Source organism: Allobosea sp. OAE752, from assembly GCF_050433265.1.
Lineage (GTDB): Bacteria > Pseudomonadota > Alphaproteobacteria > Rhizobiales > Beijerinckiaceae > Allobosea > Allobosea spartocytisi.
This window is the reverse complement of sequence record NZ_JBNPXO010000003.1, coordinates 10558-34567: the sequence shown is the minus strand read 5'-3', so window position 1 is coordinate 34567 and position 24010 is coordinate 10558. Positions and strand designations below refer to the sequence as shown.

The 24010-nt window shown below is 67.4% G+C and carries 26 protein-coding genes; 14 read left to right on the top strand and 12 right to left on the bottom strand.

Annotated features, from left to right (window positions below; genetic code table 11):
* Positions 1–21: 21 nt before the first annotated feature.
* From GGC47_RS09295 to GGC47_RS09280, 4 genes are all read left to right on the top strand, one after another.
* Entirely contained in the window at positions 22–792 is a 771-nt protein-coding gene (locus GGC47_RS09295; protein WP_429067787.1) for a class I SAM-dependent methyltransferase, read from the top strand.
* Positions 793–936: 144 nt separating this feature from the next.
* Positions 937–1146, top strand: a complete 210-nt coding sequence (locus GGC47_RS09290) for a hypothetical protein (RefSeq protein ID WP_038359583.1) — start codon at positions 937–939, stop codon at positions 1144–1146.
* 8 nt (positions 1147–1154) lie between these two features.
* A complete protein-coding gene (locus GGC47_RS09285) occupies positions 1155–2102 on the top strand; it encodes a dihydrodipicolinate synthase family protein (protein WP_142021939.1) in 948 nt (315 codons plus the stop codon).
* A gap of 39 nt (positions 2103–2141) precedes the next feature.
* Positions 2142–2309 (top strand): hypothetical protein, encoded by a 168-nt coding sequence (locus GGC47_RS09280; protein WP_156115885.1) that lies wholly within the window; start codon positions 2142–2144, stop codon positions 2307–2309.
* 66 nt (positions 2310–2375) lie between these two features.
* On the opposite strand, the gene aceB is transcribed toward GGC47_RS09280, so the two are convergent.
* Positions 2376–3983, bottom strand: a complete 1608-nt coding sequence (gene aceB, locus GGC47_RS09275) for a malate synthase A (RefSeq protein ID WP_142021938.1) — start codon at positions 3981–3983, stop codon at positions 2376–2378.
* A 303-nt stretch (positions 3984–4286) separates the two neighbouring features.
* Here aceB and GGC47_RS09270 point away from each other — a divergent pair, with 303 nt between their 5' ends.
* Positions 4287–5663: a TadE/TadG family type IV pilus assembly protein gene (locus GGC47_RS09270; protein ID WP_185747947.1), complete on the top strand. Its 1377-nt coding sequence runs from the start codon at positions 4287–4289 to the stop codon at positions 5661–5663.
* Here the strand turns inward: GGC47_RS09270 and GGC47_RS09265 are convergent.
* The 3 genes from GGC47_RS09265 to ygfZ are packed head-to-tail and all read right to left on the bottom strand — an operon-like array spanning position 5638 to position 7810.
* Positions 5638–6252: a YfbR-like 5'-deoxynucleotidase gene (locus GGC47_RS09265; protein WP_142021936.1), complete on the bottom strand. Its 615-nt coding sequence runs from the start codon at positions 6250–6252 to the stop codon at positions 5638–5640. The genes GGC47_RS09270 and GGC47_RS09265 overlap by 26 nt on opposite strands.
* Positions 6252–6914: a DNA-3-methyladenine glycosylase I gene (locus GGC47_RS09260; protein ID WP_142021935.1), complete on the bottom strand. Its 663-nt coding sequence runs from the start codon at positions 6912–6914 to the stop codon at positions 6252–6254. Before GGC47_RS09260 ends, GGC47_RS09265 begins: the two co-directional genes overlap by 1 nt.
* A complete protein-coding gene (ygfZ, locus tag GGC47_RS09255; RefSeq protein ID WP_142021934.1) occupies positions 6911–7810 on the bottom strand; it encodes a CAF17-like 4Fe-4S cluster assembly/insertion protein YgfZ in 900 nt (299 codons plus the stop codon). Before ygfZ ends, GGC47_RS09260 begins: the two co-directional genes overlap by 4 nt.
* A 150-nt stretch (positions 7811–7960) precedes the next feature.
* On the opposite strand from ygfZ, the gene GGC47_RS09250 reads away from it, so the two are divergent.
* The 4 genes from GGC47_RS09250 (at position 7961) to GGC47_RS09235 (ending at position 11737) form a co-directional block, all read left to right on the top strand.
* On the top strand, positions 7961–9301 hold the full coding sequence (locus GGC47_RS09250; protein ID WP_142021933.1) for a dihydroorotase: 1341 nt from the start codon (positions 7961–7963) through the stop codon (positions 9299–9301).
* 182 nt (positions 9302–9483) lie between these two features.
* The gene (locus GGC47_RS09245; RefSeq protein ID WP_112764458.1) at positions 9484–9906 is read left to right on the top strand and encodes a YciI family protein; all 423 of its coding nucleotides are present in this window, start codon (positions 9484–9486) and stop codon (positions 9904–9906) included.
* A gap of 74 nt (positions 9907–9980) precedes the next feature.
* On the top strand, positions 9981–10406 hold the full coding sequence (locus GGC47_RS09240; protein ID WP_142021932.1) for a YciI family protein: 426 nt from the start codon (positions 9981–9983) through the stop codon (positions 10404–10406).
* Positions 10407–10465: 59 nt separating this feature from the next.
* Positions 10466–11737 (top strand): RNA polymerase sigma factor, encoded by a 1272-nt coding sequence (locus tag GGC47_RS09235; RefSeq protein ID WP_142021931.1) that lies wholly within the window; start codon positions 10466–10468, stop codon positions 11735–11737.
* Here GGC47_RS09235 and GGC47_RS09230 read toward each other — a convergent pair.
* The 5 genes from GGC47_RS09230 to pdxH all read right to left on the bottom strand — a co-directional run bounded on the left by GGC47_RS09230 (position 11734) and on the right by pdxH (position 14565).
* Positions 11734–12003, bottom strand: a complete 270-nt coding sequence (locus tag GGC47_RS09230) for a hypothetical protein (RefSeq protein ID WP_370954497.1) — start codon at positions 12001–12003, stop codon at positions 11734–11736. The genes GGC47_RS09235 and GGC47_RS09230 overlap by 4 nt on opposite strands.
* A gap of 181 nt (positions 12004–12184) precedes the next feature.
* Entirely contained in the window at positions 12185–12628 is a 444-nt protein-coding gene (locus GGC47_RS09225) for a TIGR02301 family protein (protein WP_370954496.1), read from the bottom strand.
* Complete coding sequence (locus tag GGC47_RS09220) at positions 12625–13104, bottom strand: NUDIX hydrolase (protein WP_051987629.1); 480 nt, start codon at positions 13102–13104, stop codon at positions 12625–12627. The genes GGC47_RS09225 and GGC47_RS09220 overlap by 4 nt, the downstream gene beginning before the upstream one ends.
* Positions 13105–13120: 16 nt before the next feature.
* The gene (locus GGC47_RS09215; RefSeq protein WP_370954495.1) at positions 13121–13897 is read right to left on the bottom strand and encodes an SDR family NAD(P)-dependent oxidoreductase; all 777 of its coding nucleotides are present in this window, start codon (positions 13895–13897) and stop codon (positions 13121–13123) included.
* Positions 13898–13950: 53 nt separating this feature from the next.
* Positions 13951–14565: a pyridoxamine 5'-phosphate oxidase gene (pdxH, locus tag GGC47_RS09210; RefSeq protein WP_142021930.1), complete on the bottom strand. Its 615-nt coding sequence runs from the start codon at positions 14563–14565 to the stop codon at positions 13951–13953.
* Between the two features lie 123 nt (positions 14566–14688).
* On the opposite strand from pdxH, the gene GGC47_RS09205 reads away from it, so the two are divergent.
* From GGC47_RS09205 to fabI, 3 genes are all read left to right on the top strand, one after another.
* Positions 14689–15144: an RT0821/Lpp0805 family surface protein gene (locus GGC47_RS09205; RefSeq protein ID WP_112764455.1), complete on the top strand. Its 456-nt coding sequence runs from the start codon at positions 14689–14691 to the stop codon at positions 15142–15144.
* 159 nt (positions 15145–15303) lie between these two features.
* Positions 15304–16206 (top strand): DnaJ C-terminal domain-containing protein, encoded by a 903-nt coding sequence (locus GGC47_RS09200; protein WP_038359563.1) that lies wholly within the window; start codon positions 15304–15306, stop codon positions 16204–16206.
* Positions 16207–16356: 150 nt separating this feature from the next.
* Complete coding sequence (fabI, locus tag GGC47_RS09195; RefSeq protein WP_038359560.1) at positions 16357–17196, top strand: enoyl-ACP reductase FabI; 840 nt, start codon at positions 16357–16359, stop codon at positions 17194–17196.
* Between the two features lie 19 nt (positions 17197–17215).
* Here the strand turns inward: fabI and folK are convergent, their stop codons facing one another.
* The 3 genes from folK to folP are packed head-to-tail and all read right to left on the bottom strand — an operon-like array spanning position 17216 to position 18934.
* Entirely contained in the window at positions 17216–17731 is a 516-nt protein-coding gene (gene folK, locus GGC47_RS09190; protein WP_142021929.1) for a 2-amino-4-hydroxy-6-hydroxymethyldihydropteridine diphosphokinase, read from the bottom strand.
* Positions 17721–18095, bottom strand: a complete 375-nt coding sequence (folB, locus tag GGC47_RS09185; protein WP_166653040.1) for a dihydroneopterin aldolase — start codon at positions 18093–18095, stop codon at positions 17721–17723. Before folB ends, folK begins: the two co-directional genes overlap by 11 nt.
* Complete coding sequence (folP, locus tag GGC47_RS09180; RefSeq protein ID WP_142022167.1) at positions 18092–18934, bottom strand: dihydropteroate synthase; 843 nt, start codon at positions 18932–18934, stop codon at positions 18092–18094. The genes folB and folP overlap by 4 nt, the downstream gene beginning before the upstream one ends.
* A 162-nt stretch (positions 18935–19096) precedes the next feature.
* Between folP and GGC47_RS09175 the strand changes: the two genes are divergently transcribed.
* Both GGC47_RS09175 and GGC47_RS09170 read left to right on the top strand, forming a co-directional pair.
* Positions 19097–19693: a histidine phosphatase family protein gene (locus GGC47_RS09175; protein WP_133564470.1), complete on the top strand. Its 597-nt coding sequence runs from the start codon at positions 19097–19099 to the stop codon at positions 19691–19693.
* Positions 19694–19928: 235 nt separating this feature from the next.
* On the top strand, positions 19929–23948 hold the full coding sequence (locus GGC47_RS09170; protein WP_370954494.1) for a Pls/PosA family non-ribosomal peptide synthetase: 4020 nt from the start codon (positions 19929–19931) through the stop codon (positions 23946–23948).
* Positions 23949–24010 lie beyond the last annotated feature (62 nt).

Here is a 24010-nt window from a genome sequence, read left to right as displayed (position 1 = left end):
CGATCGAACGGAGATCACACGATGTCGGAAGGCAGTCACGAAGCCCTGGTGGGCGCGCAGTTCGGATCGCGCGCCGAGGCTTATCTGCACAGCGCGGTGCATGCGCAGAGCGCGGATCTCGATGCGCTGGCGGCGCTGGCGAAGGGGCGGGATGGCGCGCGCGTGCTCGATCTCGGCTGCGGCGGGGGGCATGCCTCGTTCAACATCGCCCCCTTCGTCGGCGAGGTCGTGGCCTATGACCTGTCGTCCGAGATGTTGCAGGTGGTGGCCGATGCCGCCGGCAAGCGGGGCTTGCGCAATGTCGTGACGCAGCAGGGGCCGGCGGAAAAGCTGCCCTTCGCGGATGGCTCCTTCGACATGGTGGTGAGCCGTTTCAGCGCCCATCACTGGCGCGATGTCGATGCCGGCCTGCGCGAGGCGGCGCGCGTCCTGAAGAGCGGTGGCGAGTTGGTGATGTCGGACACGGTCGCGCCGTCGAACCCGCTTGCCGACAGCTATTTCCAGGCGATCGAGATGCTGCGCGACTGCTCGCATGGCCGCAACTACACCCGCGCCGAATGGGAGGCGGCGGTCGCCCGCGCCGGCTTCCAGGCCGAAGTCGCCACGCGCTTCCGGATGCGGCTGGAGTTCAAGTCCTGGGTCGAGCGGATGAACACGCCGAAGCTGCAGGTCGAGGCGATCCGGGCGCTGCAGACCTCCGTCTCCTCGGCGATCACCGGCTATTTCGACACCGAGCCCGATGGCAGCTTCAAGATCGAGGTGCTGCTGCTCCAGGCGAAGAAGGCGGGCTGAACGGCCGCCGGAGCGCCCTGTGAGGCGCTCCGGCGAAATCCTATGCGATCTTGATGTTCCGGGACCGGAGTCCGTCTCGAACGGCTATGGCTGCGACCCTATCCTTTTCCGTGCGGTCCCAAAGGCCGTTCGGAAACCAGGATTATGAACCAGATCCATCACAGGCGTTTCGCCGATCCTCCCGCCTTCCTCATCGGCCGCGATGCCGAAGGGCATTGGCTCGCCATCGAGACGCATGGCCGCGGCGGCGGCATCTTCGCCGACCGGAGCGCTGCCTTGCGCTATGCCGCGGCCGAGACGGCCCATCGGCCGCGCGCCGTCCGGATGACGGCGAGACAGCTGCGCCTGCTTTGAGGCATGCCATGAACCACTGGCTTCACGGCATGTTCACGGCGCTGGTCACGCCGTTCGACAGCGGGGCGATCGATTACGGCGCGCTGGAGCGTCTGATCGCCTGGCAGATCGCCCAGGGCGCAGACGGCATCGTGGTCGGTACCGCGACCGGTGAAATCTCCGCGCTGACCGAAGGCGAACAACAGTCGCTGCTGACCGCAGCGCGCAGCATCGCGGGCCGGCACTTTCCCGTCATCGTGGCCGCCGGAACTTACGGTACGGCCGATACGATCGCGGCCGTCATGGCGGCGGAGAAGGCGGGCGCCTCAGCCCTGCTGCTGCGCATGCCCTATTACAGCCGGCCGACCCAGGCCGGGCTTGCCGCCCATGCGCTGGCCGTCGCGCAGGCGACCGGGCTCGAGATCATCCTCGACAACGATCCCGACCGCTGCGGCGTCGAGATCGCGCTCGAGACGCTGGAGCGGCTCGAAGGGGCGGCGAACATCGTCGGCATCCTGGAGCGGCGTGGCGATCTTATTCGCTGCGACCGGATCGCCAGGATCCGCGACCGCCGTTTCATGCGCCTGACCGGCGCGGCCGAGACCCTTCCGGCCTATCTGCTCGCCGGAGGCTGCGGCGCCATCACCAGCATCGGCAATCTCGCCCCGCATTGGCTGGCGCGGCTGGAGAGCGCGGCGCGCTCCGAGTTCTACGGCCAGGCGCAGATCCTGCAACGGCGGCTCATCCCGCTGCTCGACCTGCTGGCGAAAGAACCCGATCCGATCCTCGTCAAGCTCGCGCTCTCGCTGCTTCATCCGGGCATCGAAGCCGCTTGCCGGGCGCCGTTGACACCCGCACGGCCGGAGCTGGTTCCACTCGTCCGCGAGGCGATCGAGGATCTGCCGCGCCCGCTCCCGGAAACCATGACGGCGCAGTCTCTCGGCCGCGCCGCCGCAGGGGTGGCCGGGCGGCGCTGACACCGCGCTACCGGCTCCCCACTCTCGAAGGAGGCTCTCATGTCCGTGATCGGCAGCTACCGTCGCCGCCGCGAGGCGGTCTATCAAAGCACAAGGCGCGTTTCCGCCGGCGGCTGGAAAGCCGATGTGCTGCATCTTTGCGTTTCGATCGCCCTGATGGCGGCGGTCATCGGCATCCGCGTCCTCTGGTCCCTGCACCATGGCTGAGGTCCTCAAACGACAAGGGCGCCGTCCTAAGACGGCGCCCTCTTTGCGATCATCCGAGTCCGCCCGTCAGGCGAGCTTGGCGTAGGCCGGCACGGTGAGGAAGTCCTCGAAGTTCGGCGCCAGCGACAGCGTCTCGAAGAGCGCAATCGCCTCGGGGAAGCGGCCCTTGGCATAGTTCTCAGGGCCGAGTTCGCCCTTCACGCGCTCCATCTCCTCCGGCAGGCAGCGCTTGAACAGCGCCGCATCGGCCTTGATGCCGCCTTCGAGCGCGACGCCGTACTGGACGAACTGCCAGATCTGGGCGCGGCTGATCTCGGCGGTCGCAGCGTCCTCCATCATGTTGTAGATCGGCACCGCGCCGCGGCCGCGCAGCCAGGCCTCGATATATTGCACGCCGACGCGGATGTTCTCGCGGAAGCCTTCCTCGGTGCGCGTGCCCTGGTGGACTTCGAGCAGGTCCTTCGCGCCGATCGAGACGTCGTCGCGCTTCTTGCCGAGCTGGTTGGCCTGCGGCATCAGCCGGTCGAAGACCTCCATCGCGACCGGGACGAGATCGGGGTGGGCGACCCAGGTGCCGTCATGGCCGTCGCCGGCCTCGCGCTCCTTGTCGGCCTTGACCTTGGCGAAGGCAGCGGCATTGGCCTCGGGGTTGTTCTTGACCGGGATCTGCGCCGCCATGCCGCCCATCGCGAAGGCGCCGCGCCTGTGGCAGGTCTTGATCAGCAGCAGCGAATAGGCGCGTAGGAAAGCCTTGGACATCACGACCTGCGAACGATCCGGCAGGACATAGGCCTTGTTGCGGGCGAGCTTCTTGATGAAGGAGAAGATGTAGTCCCAGCGGCCGCAATTGAGGCCGGCCATGTGCTCGCGCAATTCGTAGAGGATCTCGTCCATCTCGAAGGCGGCGGGCAGGGTCTCGATCAGGACGGTCGCCTTGATCGTGCCGTTCTTTAGGCCGAGCGCCGATTGGGCGGCGACGAAGACGTCGTTCCAGAGCCGGGCTTCGAGGTGGCTCTCCAGCTTCGGCAGGTAGAAATAGGGGCCGGAGCCGGCGGCCAGCGCCGCCTTGGCGTTGTGGAAGACATAGAGCCCGAAATCGACCAGGGAGCCCGAGGCTTCCTCGCCATCGATCTCGATATGGCGCTCCGGCAGGTGCCAGCCGCGCGGGCGGATGATCAGGACGGCCGGCTTGTCCTTGAGCTTGTAGTCCTTGCCGTTCGTCGGATCGGTAAAGTCGATCTTGTTCGCCCAGCGGTCCCGCAGATTGATCTGGCCTTCGATCATATTGGCCCAGACCGGCGAGGAGGCGTCCTCGAAATCGGCCATGAAGACCTTGGCGCCGGAATTCAGCGCGTTGACAATCATCTTGCGATCGACCGGGCCGGTGATCTCGACGCGGCGATCGAGGAGGTCGGCCGGGATCGGCGCGACGGTCCAGTCGCCTTCGCGGATATGCTTGGTTTCGGCCAGGAAGTCCGGCGTCTCGCCGGCGTCGAAGCGCTTCTGGCGCTCGGCCCGGAGCGCGAGCAGGCGCTTGCGTGTCTCGTTGAAGCGGCGATGCAGCTCCGCGACGAAAGTGAGGGCATCGCGGGTCAGAATTTCATCGAAGCGGTGCGCGAGCGCACCCTTGACGACGACGCCGGCCGGCAGATTGAGCGAGGGGATGTCGGACATCAGCATTCCTCCTGAAACATTGGGCCGATGCTGGCTCGAAACGGGTCATTTCGAAATCCAGAAAAAATGACGATCACTTTTTCCTGTAAGGAAATTATCTCTCATGCCGAGAGGGAGAGGAATTATGCGCGCCAAGGTTGTTTTCTCGGCTAAGTTAGCGCGATATGACGTAAGGGCATCGGCTTTTCCCTCAAAATGCGCAGATAGGTTCGACTTCCTCAAATCGGTTTTAGTAATTTGTAAGTTCCGGCGCCCAAGGCTCGCCCCGTCGAATGTGTCAATTCGGCCGGGGGTGAGTGGATAATGAGCAAGTTCGGTTCCCTGCGTGACATGATGGGCCGGTTCCGCAAGGACCAGAGCGGCAACATCATGATGCTGTTCGGGCTTTCCCTGGTGCCGCTGATGGGGGTTGTCGGCGTAGCCGTCGACTATTCGCGCGCCAGCAACGCCCGGCAGTCGCTGAACGCCGCGCTCGACTCCGCCGCCCTGATGGCGGCGCGCGATGCTCAGAAGCTCACCGATGTGCAGCTGACCGCACGGGTCAATGCCTGGCTCAAGGACAACCTGCCGGCCGACGTGAAAAGCGAGTTCACCAGTGCCCAGGTCAGCATCGACCGCACGGCGCGCACCGTCAAAATCGTGGCCAACGCGCAGGTGCCGACGACCATCGCGCGGGTCCTCGGCTCCGACAATCTCGCTGTGTCCAGCTCGAGCCAGTCGACCTGGGGGTTGAACACCATCGAGCTTGCTCTCGTGCTCGACAACACCGGCTCGATGGCCCAGAGCGGCAAGATGACAGCGCTGAAGCAGGCGTCGCTAGATCTGATCCAGATCATGAAAGACTCCACCCAGGAGACGGATCAGATCAGGATCTCGATCGTCCCCTTCAATACGCAGGTCCGGATCTCCCGCAGTCTCAAGGACGAGCTGTGGATCCGCTACGGGATGACCCGTAACGTGAACGTGAGCGTCACTTGCGACACCAAGGGCCAGAACTGCGTGTTTGCGAACACCAATACCAAGATCGGCAGCGATGTGTCGAACTGCGTTCCGACCGGGCAAGGGAAAAAGAACCAGACCTGCACGCAGCTCCAGACGCTGACCAAGGCAACCTGGGCGAACAGTGAAGGCTGCATTGCCGACCGGGATCAGAACTATGACGTGACCGATGGCGGCGCCACGGCCTCCAACGCGCAAGCCTATCCGGCGACCTGGTGCGGCCAAAGTTCGCTCGTCGAGGCGATGGGCCTGACGTCCGATTGGACGTCGCTGTCGAGCAAGATCAATACGATGACCCCGGTGGGCAACACCAACGTCACGATCGGCGCGGTATGGGGATGGGCGACGCTTTCGACGGACGTGCCTTTCACGGAGGCGAAGCCTGCGGAAACGCCGCGGCTGAAAAAATACATGATCTTGCTCACGGACGGCGACAATACTCAAAACAGGTTCACCACCTCCCAGTCGGCGATCGACTCGCGGACGGCGCTTGCCTGCACGGGTATCAAGAACGCGGGCATCACCGTCTATACCATCCGCGTGATGGACGGGAACGCGACGCTGCTGCAGAACTGCGCATCGGATCAGAGCAAATATTACGAGGTTACGTCCGCCTCCCAGCTCAGCCCTATCTTCAAGGCGATCGCGAACGAGATCAGCCAGGTTCGGCTGACGCAGTAAGCTCACCGAAGCGCGCCAGGAAACGCGCCTGCGCCGTCTCGGTGTCGAGCGGCTCGAGCCAGGCGAGAACCGCGGGCGGCAGCGCCTGCGGCCGGCCGAAGAACTTGAGCGCCTCCTGCCGGCCGAAGCCGGCGAGCTGCGTCGCCTCGAAGAAGGCCGCGATGGTATCGGCCTCCTTGGTCCTGCGCTTCTGCAAAGCGGGCGTCGCGGCGGGCAATCCGAAGCGCAGATGGATCGCCGTCAGAAGACGCAGTTCCACGCTCTTATAGGCGTCGCCCATCACCACCTTGAAGGGCGAGATCATATCGCCGATGACGTATTCCGGCGCATCGTGCAGCAGCGCTATCATTCGCCATGCGTCGCTCCAGTCGGGATTGAGATGGCCGGCGATGGCCTCGACCAGCAGGCAATGCTGCGCGACTGAGAAGGAATGGGCGCCGCGCGTCTGGCCGTTCCAGCGGGCGACGCGGGCGAGGCCATGGGCGATGTCCTCGATCTCGACATCGAGCGGCGAGGGGTCGAGCAAGTCGAGCCTCCGGCCCGAGAGCATGCGCTGCCAAGCGCGCGGCTGTTCGGGGGCGCGGGGCATCAGGCGGCGGGGCGGCTGTCGCGCGCGAGCGCTGCGCATTCGCTCCAGCGGAAGCAGCCCGTCAGGTGGTCGTTGACCAGCCCGCAGGCCTCCATGAAGGCGTAGACGATGGTCGGGCCGCAGAAGGCGAAGCCGGCTTTCTTCAGCTCCTTCGAGATTGTCTCGGACACTTTGGTCTGGGTCGGCACCTCGCCCTGCGTCCGGTAGCTGTTCTGCAGCACGCGGCCGTCGAGATGCTTCCAGAGAAAGTCGGCGAAGGGCTCGCGCTCGCTGAGCCTGAGATAGGCCTGGGCGCTCTTGATCGTGCCCTCGATCTTGCCGCGATGGCGGATGATGCCGGGGTCGGCGAGCAGGCGCTGGACGTCGGCTTCGGTGAAGCGGGCGACGGCTTCGGGCTCGAAGCCGGCGAAGCCGGCGCGGAAGGCGTCGCGCTTCCTGAGGATCGTGATCCAGGACAGCCCGGCCTGGAAGCCGTCGAGGATCAGCTTCTCCCAGAGCGCGCGGGAATCATATTCCGGCACGCCCCATTCGGTGTCGTGATAGGCGAGGTAGAGCGGATCGGTGCCCGGCCAGCGGCAGCGGAACTTGCCGTCCGGCCCCTCGATGGCGATGCGTTCCTCGCTGGAGACACTTGCCTCGCTCAGGAGAGCTGTCTCGCTCATAGGACGGCTCCTGCGGCGACGCCGAAGCTTGGCTCGCCGGGGAAGGGGAAGCGGATGAAGCCCGGCTTTTCCGCCAGATGGAAGGCGAGGCCGCCGCCGAGCGGCGTCTGCCCGGCTGCGAGCGCATCGGCCAGCCGGTCGAGCCGGAGCAGGGCGAGCGCCTTGCCGTTCGCGCCCGAGCCGATGGTGCCGAGCGTCTTGCCGCCGGCTGTCGCCTCGGCACCGGTTTCGGTGGCGATGCCGTCGTCGAAGACGATGGGCACGACGCGGGTGCGAGCGGTGCCGCGATGCTGCATGCGGGAGACGACCTCCTGGCCGATATAGCAGCCCTTCTTGAAGGAGACGCCGCCGAGCTGGTCGAGCAGGGCTTCATGCGGGAAGGTCTCGCCATAGGCGAAGTCGCGGCCGCCTGCGGGCACGCCGAGCGCGATGCGGCGGGCGTGATAAGCCTCCGGCTCGGCATCGACGAGGCTGTCAATCCCGGCCGCATCCGCGATGGCGCGCTGGCCGAGCGCCGGCAGGCGCGGGTCGTCATAGACGAAGCCGGCATCGGCCGGCAGCGGCGCACCATCGGCGGAGGCGAGGACGGCGCTGGACTCGGTCAGGTCGTCGAGCGCCACCTTGGCGCGCAGCTTGTAGAGCTTCAGGCGTTTCATCAGATCGGCAGTCTGGAGCAGGGGCGTATCGAGCAGGAAGCCGCCGCCATCTTCCGCCGGCAGCGCGACGACGAAGAAATCGCAGAGGATCTTGCCCTGCGGTGTCAGCAGCGCGCCATAGCCGGCCCGCTCCGGCGTCACCTCGTCCATCTCGTTGGTCACGATGTTCTGGAGGAAGTCGCGGGCATCCTCGCCGCTGACGCGGATGACGCCGCGATCGATCAATCTTGTGGCGGACATGGGCAGCCGGTCCAGTTCTGATGTCGGGTCGAGGTTCGTCAGCCGAATGGGGATGATGTCGCCACCGAAAACTGTTTGGGCTTCCGGGACGGCGCGTTGGCCGATAGGTAGGCTGCATCCCGTCTTTGCTCAACCTCCCGGAGACCCGCCATGCCCCAGACCTACGACGTCATCCTCAAGGGCGGCACGGTGGTCAATCAGGATGGCCGCGTGACGCGCGACATCGGCATCACCGGCGGCAAGATCATGGCCCTGGGCGATCTCAGCCGGGCCTCGGCCGGCGAGGTCGTGAACTGCTACGGCCTGCACATCCTGCCGGGCGTGATCGACAGCCAGGTGCATTTCCGCGAGCCCGGGCTCGAGCACAAGGAAGATCTCGAGGCCGGCTCGCGCGCGGCCGCGCTCGGCGGCGTGACCTGTGTCTTCGAGATGCCGAACACGATTCCCCAGACGACGACGCCGGAGGCGCTGGCCGACAAGGTGAGGCGCGGCAGGCATCGCATGCATTGCGACTTCGCCTTCTGGGTTGGCGGCACGCATGAGAACGCGGCCGATGTGCCCGATCTCGAAAGGCTGCCGGGCGCGGCCGGCATCAAGGTGTTCATGGGCTCCTCGACCGGCGACCTGCTGGTCGAGGACGACCAGGGCGTCGCCGAGATCCTGAAGCGCACGCGCCGTCGTTCCGCCTTCCATTCCGAAGATGAGATGATGCTGCGCGAGCGCATGGGCCTGCGCGTTCAAGGCGATCCGTCGAGCCATCCGGTCTGGCGCTCGCCCGAGGTGGCGCTGACCTGCACGACGCGATTGGTGCGGATCGCGCGCGAGACCGGCGCCCGGGTCCATATCCTGCACATCTCGACGGCCGAGGAGATGGTCTTCCTCAAGGACCACAAGGATGTCGCGACCGTCGAGGTGCTGCCGAACCACCTGACCCTCGTCGCGCCCGACTGCTACGAGCGGCTCGGCAACTATGCCCAGATGAACCCGCCGATCCGCGACGACTATCATCGTCAGGGAATCTGGTGGGGCGTCGAGCAGGGCATCGTCGACGTGCTCGGCTCGGACCATGCGCCGCATACGCATGAGGAAAAGCACCACCCCTATCCGGAGAGCCATTCCGGCATGCCGGGCGTGCAGACGCTGGTGCCGATCATGCTCGACCATGTGAATGCCGGAAGGCTCTCGCTGGAGCGCTTCGTCGACCTCAGCAGCGCCGGGCCGCAGCGCATCTTCGGGCTGGAGGGCAAGGGCCGCATCGCGGTCGGCTACGACGCCGACTTCACCATCGTCGACCTCAAGCGCAAGCACACCATCACCAATGACGGGATCGCCTCGAAATGCGGTTGGACGCCCTATGACGGCGTCACCGTCACGGGCTGGCCCGTCGGCACCTATGTGCGCGGCCTGAAAGTGATGTGGGAGGGCGAATTGACGACGCCGTCGCAAGGCGAGCCGGCCCGCTTCCTGGAGGCGCTGCCGCGCGGAGCCTGAAACGGATCGGTGTCGCCCGCGTTCGGCTCTGCACGAGCACGCGGGCGGCTCCGCAAAAAAAACGGAAAAAGATTCCCGGCGCTGTCGATTCCAGCCGCGCCCGTTCGACGTGCAGTCAGAGAACGGGTTTCGGCGGTTCTCGCCGAAGCCGCCCGGTTCTCCCAAACCCAAGGAGAAGACCGATGCGTGTGATGGTTCTGGTCAAGGCCAGCAAGGACAGCGAAGCCGGCGTGATGCCGGACCCGGACGTCTTCGCGAAGATGGGCGCCTACAACGAGGAACTGATCAAGGCCGGCATCCTGCTCGCCGCGGAAGGCCTGCAGCCTACCTCCAAGGGGCTGCGCATGCGCTTCTCGGGCAGCGAGCGGGCGATCACCGACGGCCCCTTCGCGGAGACCAAGGAGCTGCTGGCCGGCTTCTGGCTCTGGCAGGTGAAGTCGTTCGACGAGGCCGTCGAGTGGCTGAAGCGCGCGCCCTTCGACGGTGGCACCGAAATCGAGCTCAGGCCCGTCTTCGAGATGGAGGATTTCGGCGAGTTGGTGACGCCGGAACGGCGCGAACGGAAAGAACACCTGCGCGCCGAATTCGAGAAGCGCCCCGGCTGACCCGGCTAGGTTTCCCACATCCAACTCAACGGGCGGTGCAGGCGATGCCTCCGTCCCTCCAAAGGAGAAAACCGATGCGTTTCATGGTGATGGTCAAGGCGACGAAGGACAGCGAAGCCGGCGCTCCGCCGAGCCAGGAGCTGCTCGAGGCGATGATGGCCTACAATGAAGAGCTGGTGAAAGCCGGCATCATGAAGGGCGGCGACGGCCTGCAGCCCAGCTCGAAGGGCGCGCGCGTCCAGTTCGACGGCGCCAAGCGCTCCGTCGTCGACGGGCCCTTCGCCGAGACCAAGGAGCTCGTCGCCGGCTACTGGCTCTGGGAATGCGCCTCGCTCGACGAGGCGATCGCCTGGGTCAAGCGCTGCCCCAACCCGATGCCCGGCCCGTCCGAGATCGAGATCCGGCCCTTGTTCGAGCTGGCCGATTTCGGCGAGATCGTCACGCCGGAGACCGCGGCGCAGTGGGATCGCCTCAAGGGCGAAGTGGAAGGCAAGGGCTGAACGGCACGCGAAGCGCGCCGCTTGCCAGCGCAGGCTGCTGATGGTGTGTATCGCTTCCCATGTCGGCAAGCGATACACACCGCACCGTCGAGACGGTCTGGCGCATGGAGGCGCCGAAGCTGATTGCCGGCCTGGTGCGGCTGACGCGCGATATCGGCCGCGCCGAGGAGCTGGCGCAGGACGCGCTGGTCGCGGCGCTGAAGCAATGGCCGGAAGAGGGCGTTCCCCGCAATCCCGCCGCCTGGCTGATGCAGGTCGCCAAGCATCGCGCGCTCGATGCAGCCCGTCGCGAGGCGATGGCGCGGCGCAAGCAGGAAGAGCTCGGCCGCGATCTCGAAGACGGCGGCCCGTCCATGCCCGATCTCGATGCGGCGCTGGATGACGAGGTCGGCGACGATCTGCTCCGGCTGATTTTCACCGCCTGCCATCCGGTGCTGTCGCAGGAGTCGCGGGTGGCGCTGACGCTTCGGCTCATCGGCGGCCTGACGACCGAGGAGATCGCGCGCGCCTTCCTCGTGCCGGAGCCGACGATGGCGCAGCGCATCGTGCGGGCCAAGAAGACGTTGAGCGATGCGAGAGTGCCGTATGAGGTGCCGGCCGGGGCGGAGCTCGGCGAGCGCCTCGCCTCGGTGCTGGAGGTCGTCTACCTGATCTTCAACGAGGGCTATGCCGCGACGTCCGGCGACGACTGGGTGCGCCCGGTATTGTGCGAGGAAGCGCTCAGGCTCGGGCGCATCATCGCGGCGCGGGCGCCGCAGGAGCCGGAGGTTCACGGGCTGGTGGCGCTGATGGAGCTGCAGGCCTCGCGGCTCCGGGCGCGGACCGGCCCGAACGGCGAGCCGATCCTGCTGCTCGACCAGAACCGCGCCCGCTGGGACCGGCTGCTGATCGGGCGCGGCCTGGCCGCGCTGGAGCGGGCGCAGCGGCTCGCGGCGACTTCGCCGGGCCCCTATCTGCTGCAGGCCGCGCTCGCCGCCTGCCATGCCCGCGCCCGGACGGGCGACGAGACCGACTGGGCGCGAATCGCGGCGCTCTATGCGGTGCTCTCCCGTGTGGCGCCGTCGCCGATCGTGGAATTGAACCGGGCTGTCGCGGTCGCCATGGCGGAGGGGCCGGCGGCGGGGCTGGAGTTGGTCGAGGCGCTGGCGGCGGAGCCCGCGCTCAAGCGCTATCACCTGCTGCCGAGCGTGCGCGGCGATCTTCTGTCCAAGCTCGGCCGGCATCGGGAGGCGGCGGAGGCCTTCGAGCAGGCGGTCGCGCTGACTGGTAACGTCAAGGAGCAGGCGCTGATGGCCGAGCGGGCCGTGAAGGCGCGGGCGGCTGCCGGCTAGTGCCGCGTGCCGCTGGTGAAGGCACCGCAGCGGACCTTCTCGGGCAGAGCCTCGGTGAAGACGGCGGTTGCCTCCTCGCCATAGGTCTCGACCAGGGTGCGCAGGGCCGCGAAGAGCGCGGCGTGGGCCATGGCGTCGGAATCCAGCCCATCCTGCTGGCCCTCGGCAAAGGCGTCCTCGACATAACCGTAGGCAACACGGCGAGCGTCGCCATGGTCCTCGGGGAGGTTCGGGTCGAGCATCGGGTCGTCTGAAAGGATCGACATCGAGACGGGACTCTGCTGCCTCTGGCTGGAGCGAATCGCGGCGGTTCTGCCCCGGATCGCGACGTTTGATGACGTTCCCGTCATAGGCCGTGCCAGAGCGGCACGCCAGCGTGGTGTTTAGGAAAGGTTAACGCGACCGCAAGAATTCCACCGAACATCGCATTCGTGCAACATCTGTTGCCTATCCGCCATAGCGCCCCGCGAGCATCCGCGAGAGCTGCTGGCCCTGGTCGGCGAGGCGGGAAGAGGCCTCCTGGCTGGCGTCGGTGCAGGTCCGGTGCGTTAGCGAATAGGCCTTGAAGCCGCGGTTGAAGGCGGCCGTCAAGCGGTCCCGCCGCAGCGGCGTGCGGCCTTCGGCGTCGATCAGGGCCGCCATGCGATCGCGCCAGTCCTGAGCCTCCTTGCCGCCGCAGAGCGTGCGCAGATAGGCGAGCGAGCCCATGATCTCGGCAAGCTGGAGGAGCTGCGGCTCGTAGGGCGGACCATCCGGCTCCGGCGGCACGGGCTCGGCCGGTTTCGCGCCCTGTGCGGGTTTCGCTGCCGGAGCGGCGGGGCGCTGCTGGGCGAGAGCCGCCACGGGCGCGACGGCGAGCACCATGGCGAGCGCGGCGGCGAGCGCCCTCACACCGAGGCTCCCCCGGTGAACAGCTTGTGGGCGCGGCGCAGCACCTCGCCAAGCTCGCGCGTGGTGGCGAGACCGCCGAGGCTCAGCGGATCGGCCCACATCACCGCGCCGGCCTCCGGCCCCGGACGCGGCTCGCCGGAGAGCCATTCGCCGATGAAGGAGGCGACGACGAAATGATGTGTCACGTCGCCCTTGGCATCGCGGCCGAAGATCTCGACATGGCGGTTGAAGCCGAGGATGCGGGCGGTGACGCCGACCTCTTCCTCGAGCTCCCGCAAGGCAGCTTCCTCGAGCGTCTCCCCAGCTTCGACCTTGCCGCCGGGCAGGGACCAGAGCCGGTCGGCCGGAGGCTTGGTGCGCGTCGCCAGCAGCACCTTGCCGTCGCGGAAGACCGCGACGGAGGCGGCCAGAACCGGTCGCGCCGGCGCCTTGCCGACCGCCGGGAAGCGGATGACCTGGCCGTCCCCCGCCGTCATCGGGCGCGGCTCCGGCTCAAACGTGCTGCCCGCCATTGATGTGCAACTCCGAGCCGGTGACGTAGCTCGATGCATCCGTGCAGAGGAAGTAGATCGCCTTGGCAACCTCCTCTGTCTTGCCGAGCCGTTTCATCGGCAAGGTCGCGACGATCTTTTCCGTGCCCGGCGAGAGGATGGCGGTGTCGATCTCGCCCGGCGAGATCGAGTTCACCCGGATGCCGAACGGCCCGAAATCGGCGGCCATCTCGCGGGTCAGGCTGGCGAGCGCGGCCTTGGAGGTGGCGTAGGCCGCGCCGGCGAAGGGGTGGACGCGCGATCCGGCGATCGAGGTGACGTTCACGATCGCCCCCTTCGCGGCGGTCAGTTCGTCGAGGAGCCCGCGCGCCAGCATGATCGGCGCGAAGAAATTGACCTGGAAGACCTGGTGCCAGTCGTTGAAGGAGGTGGTGGCGGCGCCCAGCCGCTCGCCCTTCGCCCCCTTCGGCGAGATGCCGGCATTGTTGACGAGCGCGTTGAGCTTGCCGCCCTCGGCGGCGAGACGCTTCTTGATCTCGGCGATGCCGCGCATCGTGTCCTCGGGATCGCCGAGATCGATCTGGATGTGGTCGTCGGCCCCCGACGGCCAGGGGCATTTCTCGGAAAAGGCCTGGCGCGAGCAGGACAGGATGCGCCAGCCCGCCATGGCGAACTGCATCACGGTGGCATGGCCGATGCCCCGGCTCGCGCCGGTCAGCAGCATGACCGGGCGCTTGCCGGCTTCAGTCTTGGGAAAGTCGAATTTCGGCATCGCCATGGGTCTTGAGTCCTCAAGTGCAGAGGCGTGTCTTCAGGGGTAGAAGCGCGGCATCAAGGGTAGAAGCGCGTCTTGGTCCAGGGCTCGGATGGCGAGCCCCGGCGGAAGATGATGCGGTCGTGCAAGCGGAAGGCCCCGTCGCGCCAGAACTCGATATAGACCGGGGTGATGCGAAAGCCACGCCAATAAGGCGGGCGCGGAATCTCGCCGACGCCGAATTTGAGCGCATAGCTCGCGACGGCCTTCTCCAGTGCGAAGCGGCTCTCCAGCGGGCGCGACTGCTGCGAGGCCCAGGCTCCGATTCGGCTGTCGCGCGGGCGAGACCGGAAATAGGCGTCCGATTCGGCATCGGTGACGAGCGCGACCGTGCCGCGGATGCGGATCTGCCGGCGCAGGCTCTTCCAATGGAATAGAGCCGCGGCCTTGGGCTGGCCGAGCAGTTCCTCGCCCTTCTGGCTCTCGGTATTGGTGTAGAACACGAAGCCGTCCGGCCCATGCCCCTTGAGCAGAACCATGCGGCTGTTGGGCATTCCATCGCCGTCCACGGTGGAGAGCGCCATGCCGGTCGGATCATTGGGCTCGGACTTCACCGCCTCGTCCAACCAGCTCTGAAACAGCGCGAAAGGCTCGTTTTCCTCGGTGAAGTCACCGCTCGTTAACGGTTGCACAGTCTAATCCTCAGCAATTGGAAGTGGGCGTTGGGCGAGCGCAAAGTGATCCGGTTTCGGGCGGCTGATTTATATAGGGCAGGGTCGGAGGCGTTCCAAAGCCTTCCTCGCTGCGTGGCGCCCATGCGCTCATGCGTCGCCGCCGTCGCGTTGGGGCTGCTGGCCGCCGGCTGCTCGGTGTCCTTCCCGATCCTGGGCCTGTCGAGCAAGAGCGAGGACGAGGTCGCGACGACCTCCGCCATCCTGCCGAGCCGGGGGCCGGACAAGGCCGCCGGGCTGGGCACCCTCGCCAGCGAGCTCGGCCCCGAGGATCTGCGCCGGGCGGATGGCGCCATGTCGGTCGCGCTCGACCCGCAGGGCAATGGCGCCGCCGTCTCCTGGGACAATCCGCAAACCGGCATCAAGGGCTCCTTCGTGCCCGTCGGCGGCCCGTTCCTGCGCGCCGACGAAATCTGCCGGGCCTTCATCGCCAGCGTCCAGACGCAGACCCGGCCGCTCAAGCTGCAAGGCACCGCCTGCCGCCCCTCGGGCGGAGACTGGGCGGTCAAGGACATGGAGCCCTGGAAGGGGCTGGGCTAGAGCATCCGCCCGGGCCATTCGCCTCGGCCGGTAAGGCGGGAGCGGAAGCGTATCCCGCACGATGTTGCGTACGGGCCACACCATCCCCAGATAAGGCGTAGCGGACGGCTTGCCGGCAGACGGGGCCGTCCTAGTCTTGCGTGGAAACGAGGTTTTTGGATGCGCGATCCGTATCAGGTTCTGGGCGTCGCCCGCGGCGCGAGCGATGCGGAGATCAAGAAGGCTTTCCGTCGCCGCGCCAAGGAGCTGCACCCTGACGCGAACCGGGACGATCCGAAGGCGCAGGACAGGTTCGCCGAGCTGAACACGGCCTATGAGGTGCTGGGCGACGAGACCAAGCGCAAGCAGTTCGACCGCGGCGAGATCGACGGCGAGGGCAAGCCGAAATTCCAGGGCTTCGAGGGGATGGGCGCCGGCCGCGGCGGCCGGGCCGGCGGCTTCGAGTTCAATTTCGGCCAGGGCGCGCCTTTCGGCCGTGGTGGCGACGCCGGATTCGATGCCTCCGACATCTTCTCCTCGCTCTTCGGCGAGGCCGGCCGGCGCGCGCGCGGCAAGGCCGAGCCGCAGAAGCCGCCGGAGCAAAGCTTCACGCTCGAGGTGACGCTGGCTCAGGCGGTCAGCGGCGCCACGCGGCGTGTCAAGCTGCCGGGCGGGCGCGAGGTCGAGATCACCATTCCCGAAGGGGTGAGCGACGGCAAGGTCATGCGCCTGCGCGGGCTCGGCCAGACCGATCCCTATTCCGGCGAGACCGGCGACGTACTGATGACCATCAAGGTCAAGCCCGATCCGCGCTTCACCATCGACGGCCAGGATCTGCGCACGCGCGTCGCCGTGCCGCTGGCCAAGGCGGTTCTGGGCGGGCCGCTGCATGTGCCGACCCTGACCGGCGCCGTGGAAATGACCATTCCGCCGATGACCGGCACGACCAAGCAGTTCCGGCTGCGCGGCAAGGGCCTGAAGGGCGAGAAAGGTGCCGCCGGCGACCTCTTCGTCGCCATCGACATCGAGATGCCGGCGAGCGATGCGGAGCTCTCCGCATTGATGAAGGCGCGCGCCGAGTAACGAGCCGCCAGCCGAAGAAACGGGCCTGGGCGAGGCCCGGTTCGGCCTCGCGGGGCTGCAATCCAGGCGTGGGGACAGCGTTCAAAAGCGGTTTCCACTTCCCCGCGACTGTTCTAAGAGACCTGCTCCTCGTTTATCTGCGGGTCCCCCATGCCTGATTCCAACGCCGTTTCGCCGACCGCCAATCTCCTCAAGGGCAAGCGCGGCCTCGTGATGGGCGTCGCGAACAACCGGTCCATCGCCTGGGGCATCGCCAAGGCAGCGGCGGATGCGGGCGCGGAACTCGCCTTCACCTATCAGGGCGATGCGCTGAAGAAGCGGGTCGAGCCGCTCGCCAAGGAGCTCGGCGGCCATGTCGTCGGCCATTGCGACGTCACCGACGGCGCCACGATCGACGCGGTCTTCGCCGAGGTCGAGAAGCTCTGGGGCAAGCTCGACTTCGTCGTCCACTGCATCGCCTTCTCGGACAAGGACGAGCTCACCGGCCGCTATGTCGAGACCACCGAGGCGAATTTCTCCAAGTCGCTGCTGATCTCCTGCTATTCCTTCACGGCGATCACCCAGCGCGCCGAGAAGCTGATGCCGGATGGCGGCTCGCTGCTGACGCTGACCTATTACGGCGCCGAGAAGTGGATGCCGCATTACAACGTCATGGGCATCGCGAAGGCGGCGCTGGAATCGAGCGTGCAGTATCTCGCCGCCGATCTCGGCCCCTCGAAGATCCGCGTCAACGCGATCTCGGCCGGGCCGATCAAGACGCTGGCCGCCTCGGGCATCGGCGATTTCCGCTACATCCTGCGCTGGAACGAATACAACTCCCCGCTGCGCCGCACGGTGACCATCGAGGAGGTCGGCGAGACCGCGGTGTTCCTCGTCTCGGACATGTCGCGCGGCATCACCGGTGAGATCATGCATGTCGACGCCGGCTATCATGTCGTCGGCATGAAGGTGCCGACCGCGCCGGACATCTCGCTCGACAAGGGCGAGTGAACCGGAAGGCCGCCGGCCTCTATTGCGCCAGCAATCTCTTCAACCGATCCGTCGCGGCATCGTCGCGGCGGATCGTTTCGTCTGCGATCGCCTCCAGCAAAGCCGCGACCGTTCGCGCGCCGATCAGCTTGGCCGGCAGGATCTGCGCCAGCGGCGCCAGCACGAAGGCGCGCTCGGCGATGCGCGGATGGGGGATCTGGAGGCCGGGCCGGTCGATTGCCGTCTCGCCATAGGTCAGGATGTCGATGTCGAGCGTGCGGGGCCCCCAGCGCTCGCGGCGCTCGCGGCCGCCAGCGCGTTCCAGCTCGAGGCACAGCGCGAGCAGGTCGTCGGCGGTCAGCGTCGTCTCGATCCGCGCCGCCATGTTGAGGAATTCCGGCTGGTCGGTCTTGCCCCAGGGCGGGGTGCGATAGACGGCAGAGAGCTGCCCGAGCCTGACGGCCGGATGCCGGCGCAAGGCGATCAGCGCCGCGGCGAAGGCCGCGACGGGATCGCCGAGATTGCCGCCAAAGGCGAGTGCGGCTTCAGTCGCCACGCCGGAAGCTCAGCTTGACGCCGACCGCGCCCAGCGTCGCCGGGATGGGTGGGGCGGGCTTGCGCAGGGTGACCTCGACGCCCGCGACGGGGGCGAAGGCCTCGAACAGGGCGAGCGCGACGGCGCGCGCGGCGCCCTCCAGCAGATGATAGCGCCGGGCCGTGAAGGCCTCGCTGACGATGGCGACGGCGCGGCCGTAATCGACCGTATCGGCAAGGCGGTCGCTCAGCGCGGCGGCGCGCAGGTCGACATCGAGCACGAGGTCGAGGACGAAGCGCTGGCCGAGCCGCTCCTCTTCCGAGAAGAAGCCGTGATAGGCGTAGATATCGAGCTGCTCGATCAGGATGCGGCCGGTCTCGCTCACGGGATCACCTTCGTTTCGTCCGCGATGGCGGCCCAGACCTTGAGCGCGTCGACATGCGGCGCGACGTCATGGACGCGCAGGATGGCGGCGCCGCGGCTGGCGCCGTAGAGATGGGCGGAGAGCGTGGCGGCCAGACGCTCGGCCGGGACCTTGCGGCCGGTGACGAGGCCCAGCGTCGATTTGCGCGAGGCGCCGAGCAGAATCGGGCAGCCGAGCACGTTGAGCCGGTCGAGCTCGCGGATCAGGTCGAGGTTCTGGCGCGGCGTCTTGCCGAAGCCGATGCCGGGATCGACGACGATCTGGCTGCGCGGCACGCCGGCGGCGGTGGCGATGGCGATGGAGCCTTCGAGGAAGCCGATCACCTCGTCGAAGATATCGAGGGAACCATCGACCGTGTCGCGGTTGTGCATCAGCACCATCGGGGCTCCGGCCCGTGCCGCGACCTCGGCGATGCGCGGATCGCGCCGGCAGCCCCAGACATCGTTGACGATGGAGGCGCCGGCGGCGAGCGCGGCCTCGGCGACCTCCGCCTTGTAGCTGTCGATCGAGAGCGGCACGGCGCTGCGGGCCTTCAGCCCGGCGATGACGGGGAGCACGCGGGCAAGCTCCGTCGCGGCATCGACGGTTTCGTGGCCGGGTCTGGTCGATTCGCCGCCGATATCGACGATCGCCGCGCCTTCCTCGGCCAGCCGCAGACCGTGCGCCACCCCCGCCTCGGCGCTGCCGAGCAAGCCGCCATCCGAGAAGGAATCCGGCGTGACGTTGACGATGCCCATCAGCAAGGGCCCCGCGTCGAGCGCGAGGCGGCGGCCATCGGGGAGAGTGAGGGCAGGAGGCATGGCGGTCCGCGAATTCGGAGCCATGAGGCTCACCTGCCGCCTATACACAGCCTGTTGCCGATCGGCCACCCAAAGCGACGGATCGTCGCGATCGGCCCTGCGCATGGCCGATGGGCGCATTAGGCTTTTGACCTCCCCCGGCGAGGCGTGCAGAAGCCGGGCATGATCCCGCTCTCGCTTCCGCACCGGCTCATTCTCGTCCGCCATGGCGAGACCGACTGGAATCGCGAGGGGCGGCTGCAGGGCGGGCAGGACATCCCGCTCAACGCGCTCGGGCGCGAGCAGGCGGCGGAGGCGGCCGGGCGGCTCAAGGCGCTGGAGCCGGGCTTCGCGACGCTCGACTATATCTGCTCGCCGATGGAGCGGGCACGGGAGACGATGGACATCCTGCGTCGCGATCTCGGCCTGCCGGCGGGAGAATACCGCGTCGATCCGCGATTGAAGGAACTCACCTTCGGGGCGTGGGAAGGTTTCACCTGGCGCGATATCCGCAAGGCCGAGCGCGAGCAGGCGCATCTGCGCGAGCGCGACAAATGGAGCTTCGTGCCGCCGGGCGGGGAGAGCTACCGGATGCTGGCGGAGCGGGTGCGGCCTGTGTTGGAGGAGTTGCAGCGCGAGACGGTGATCGTCAGCCATGGCGGGGTGGCGCGTGCGGTGCTGGCTCTCGTCGGCGCGGTCTCGCCGCTGAAGGCGTCCATGGTCGAGATCTGGCAGGGCAAGCTGCTCGTCGTCGAGGGCAGCAAGGCCGAGTGGCTCTGAGCCCCGGCTTTACCGCGCCGGCATTCATCACCGGTTCACGGATGATCTGGCACGAGGAATGTGCTAGCAGGGCGCGCGGAGCGGCGGCTTGCCCGGCCGGGGGGCTCGACCGGATAGCGCGGTCATCAGAGCGTCGATTCCGGGTTTGTTTAAAGGTGCGTGGCAAGGTGCGAATGAAGGATGCGGGAGCCGCGCTTCCCGCCCTCCATCCGGGCTTTGAGCGCAGCGGGGCGCCATGAACGATTTGAGCAAGCTGTCGGTGGCGACGGATGCCGCGGCGAATCCACTCGCGATGCTGGCCGGCGAGAAGCGTCCGGAGCTGCTGCGCGATGAAGTGCTCGCCGAGATCTTCGCGGCGACGGTCGCGTCGCGCGCCGAGCATCCCGCCCTGGTCGATGGTGCTCGCCGGCTGAGCTATGCCGAGGTCTGGGCGGCTGCCGGCCGGCAGGCGCGCGGGCTCCACCTCGCAGGGGTCGGGCCGGGCGACATGGTCGGCCTGTGGATGCCGCGCGGCATCGACCTGCTGATCGCGCAGATCGCGATCACGCGCGCGGGCGCGGCCTGGGTGCCGTTCGACGCCGAGGCGCCGGTCGAACGCATCGCGACCTGCCTGAACGACGCGCAGGCCAAGGGCATCGTCACCTGCGGCGGCTGGGCCGTCCGCGCCGAGGACACCGGCCGCACGATCTGGACGCCCGATGCGCTTGCCGCGGGCGCCGACGGGGTCGAGCCGCCGGCACGCGCCGCCGGGCTGACCAAGGACCACCCCGCCTATCTGATCTACACCTCGGGCTCGACGGGCACGCCGAAGGCGATCGTCATCAGTCACCGCAACATCTGCCATTTTCTGCGCTCGGGGAACGCGTTCTACGGCATCGGCCCCGACGATGTGGTCTTCCAGGGCGCCTCCGTCGCCTTCGACCTGTCGATGGAGGAGATCTGGACGCCCTATCTCGTCGGCGCGACGCTGTTCGTGGCCTCGCCGGAGATGATGGGCGATGCCGAGAAGCTGCCGGGGCTGCTGGAGCAGGCCGGCGTCACCGTCATCGACACGGTGCCGACGCTGCTCGGCATCCTGCCCTCCGACGTGCCGTCGCTGCGCCTCATCCTGCTCGGCGGCGAGGCGCTGCCGCCGGCGATCGTGCAGAAATGGTCGCGGCCAGGCCGGCGCATCCTCAACACCTACGGCCCCACTGAGGCCACGGTCGTCGCCACCGCCGCCGAGGTCGTGCCGGGCGAGACGGTCACCATCGGCCGGCCGATCCCGAACTACACGGCCTATGTCGTCAGCGAGGGCCTGCACCTCGTCCAGCCGGGTGAGCAGGGCGAATTGCTGATCGGCGGCCCCGGCGTGGCCAAGGGCTATCACGGCCGTCCGGAGCTCACCGCCGAGAAGTTCATCGCGAATCCGTTCTCCGGAGTCGCCGGCTCCGACGATCCGATCCTCTATCGCTCGGGCGACGCGGTCAGCCTCGATGCCGACGGCAACATCGTCTTCCACGGCCGCATCGACGATCAGATCAAGATCCGCGGTTTCCGCGTCGAACTCGGCGAGATCGAATCCAAGCTCGCCGACGAGCCCGGCGTGGCGCAGGCGGCTGTCGTGCTGCGCACGGATGACGGCATCGAGCGGCTGGTCGCCTTCGTCGTGCCGGAGCCGGGCATCGCGGTCGATGGGCCGGCGCTCAGGGCCGCGCTGCGCGAGAAGCTGCCGCCCTATATGGTGCCGGCGCATTTCGAGGCCGTCGGCTCGCTGCCGCGCATGGTTTCCGGCAAGGTCGACCGCAAGATGCTGAAGGCGGCGCCGCTCACGGCGCCCAGCGCCGATGGCGAGCAGGAGCCGCCGCGCAACGCCACTGAAGCCGCGCTGCTGGACGCGGCCAAGCGCGTGCTCGGCGCAGCGAGCCTGCCGCTGGAGGCGGATTTCTTCGTCGATCTCGGCGGGCATTCGCTGCTCGCCGCCCGCTTCATCTCGATCGTGCGCGAGACGCCGGCCTATGCCGGCATCACGCTGCAGGATGTCTACGGTGCCCGCACGCTGCGTGCGATGGCCGGGCTCCTCGACGAGCGCGGCGCGGCGGTGAGCGAAGACCTCTCCTTCACGCCGCCGCCCTTCCTGCGCCGCTTCCTCTGCGGGCTGGCGCAGGCGGCGGTGCTGCCGGTCATCATCGGGCTCTCCACCGCGCAATGGCTCGGCGTCTTCGTCACCTACATGATCGTGTCGGGCGAGGATCTGTCGCTGCTCGGTCAGATCGGCGCGCTGCTCGGCATCTATGTCGCGATCATCGTCGTGACCGGGCTCATCGCCATCGCGCTGAAATGGATCGTGCTCGGGCGCACCAAGCCCGGCGTCTATCCGCTATGGGGTGTCTATTATTTCCGCTGGTGGTTCGCGGCGCGCGTCGCCGGGCTTGTCCATATCAAATGGCTGCAGGGCTCGCCGGTGATGCGCTTCTACTGGCGCCTGCTCGGCGCCAAGGTCGGGCGCGACGTCATCCTCTCCGATTACGAGGCCGGCGCCATCGACCTGATCGAGATCGGCGAGGGCTCGACCTTCGGCACCAAGACCACCTTCGCCAATGGCGAGGCGATCGGCGACAAGCTGGTGATCGGCCGCATCACCATCGGCAAGGACGTCTCGGCCGGCGCCTCCGTCGTGTTCGGCCATGGCGCGGTGATCGGCGACCATGCCGAGATCGCCGATCTCACCGCCATCGCGCCCGGCACCCATGTCGGCGCGGCCGAGATCTGGGACGGTTCGCCCGGCCGCAAGACCGGCATGGTCGATGTCGCCGCATTGCCGCCGCAGGCGCAGGCCTCGCGGGGGCGGCGGGCGCTGATGACGGCCTTCTACATTTTCATGCTGATCGTGCTGCCGCCGGTCAGCCTGCTGCCGATCTTCCCGGCCTTCTGGCTGTTCGACAAGATCGACTACTGGATCGCGGGCTGGACCGACATCAGCTATCTCTGGTTCCTGCCGATCCTGACCTGGCCGACCGCGATCGGCCTCATCGCCTTCACCGTGCTGATGATCGCGGCGCTGCGCTGGGCGATCCTGCCGCGGGTGACGAGCGGCTCCTATTCGATCCATTCCGGCTTCTACGCCCGCAAATGGACGGTGGCGCTGGCCACCGAGGTGACCTTGGAGACGCTGTCGTCGCTCTTCGCCACCATCTATATGCGGGCCTGGTACCGGCTGATGGGCGCGCGGATCGGGAGCGGGGCGGAAATCTCGACCAACCTCTCCGGCCGCTACGACGTGACCGGCATCGGCGCCGGCAATTTCATCGCCGACGAGGTCGTGTTCGGCGACGAGGAGATGCGGCGCGGCTATATGCGCCTCGACGAGACGCGCACCGGCGAGCAGGTTTTCGTCGGCAACGATGCCGTCGTGCCGCCGGGCGCCGTCATTCCGGACCGCGTGCTGATCGGCATCAAGTCGAAGCCGCCGGCGAACGACAGGATGCAGCCCGGCGATACCTGGTTCGGTTCGCCGCCGATCAAGCTGCCGACGCGCCAGAAGGTCGATCTCGGGGCCGACTGGACCTACAAGCCCTCCTTCGCCAAGCAGTTCGGGCGCGGCGTCTTCGAGGCGCTGCACACCTCCTTCCCCTCGATGCTGTTCATCACCTTCGGCACCATCGCGGTCGACATGGTACTGCAGCAGAAGATCAACGAGGGCGATTGGCTCGGCCTCGTCACCTCTTTCATGGGCGTCGCCGTCGTCATCGCGCTGGTGCAGGCAGTGATCTGCGCAGGCGTCAAATGGCTGATGATGGGCGTCTACAAGCCGGTGATGAAGCCGATGTGGTCCTGGTGGGCGATGCGCACCGAGGCGGTCGCGGTGATGTATTGGGGCCTCGGCGGCAAGGTGCTGTTCGACTATCTGCGCGGCACGCCGTTCCTGCCCTGGTTCCTGATGCTGTTCGGCGCGAAATACGGCAAGGGCGTCTGGCTCGACTCCACCGACATCACCGAGTTCGACTGCATCAAGGTCGGCGACTTCTGCACGGTCAATGCTCATTCGGCGCTGCAGACACATCTCTACGAGGACCGGGTGATGAAGGTCGGCCGGGTCAGGCTCGGCAAGGGCGTCTGCGTCGGCGCCGGCGCGACCGTGCTCTACGACACCCATGTTGGCGACTACGCCCAGATCGGCCTGCTCACCGTGATCATGAAGGGCGAGAACCTGCCGGCGCATACGCGCTGGGAGGGAGCGCCTGCGGTGCCGGCGAAGGCGGCTGCGGGGCATTGAGCCGCTCGCTTCGTTTGACCATGGGTCCCGGCACGGACTAAGACCCTGCGCAGATTTCGCGC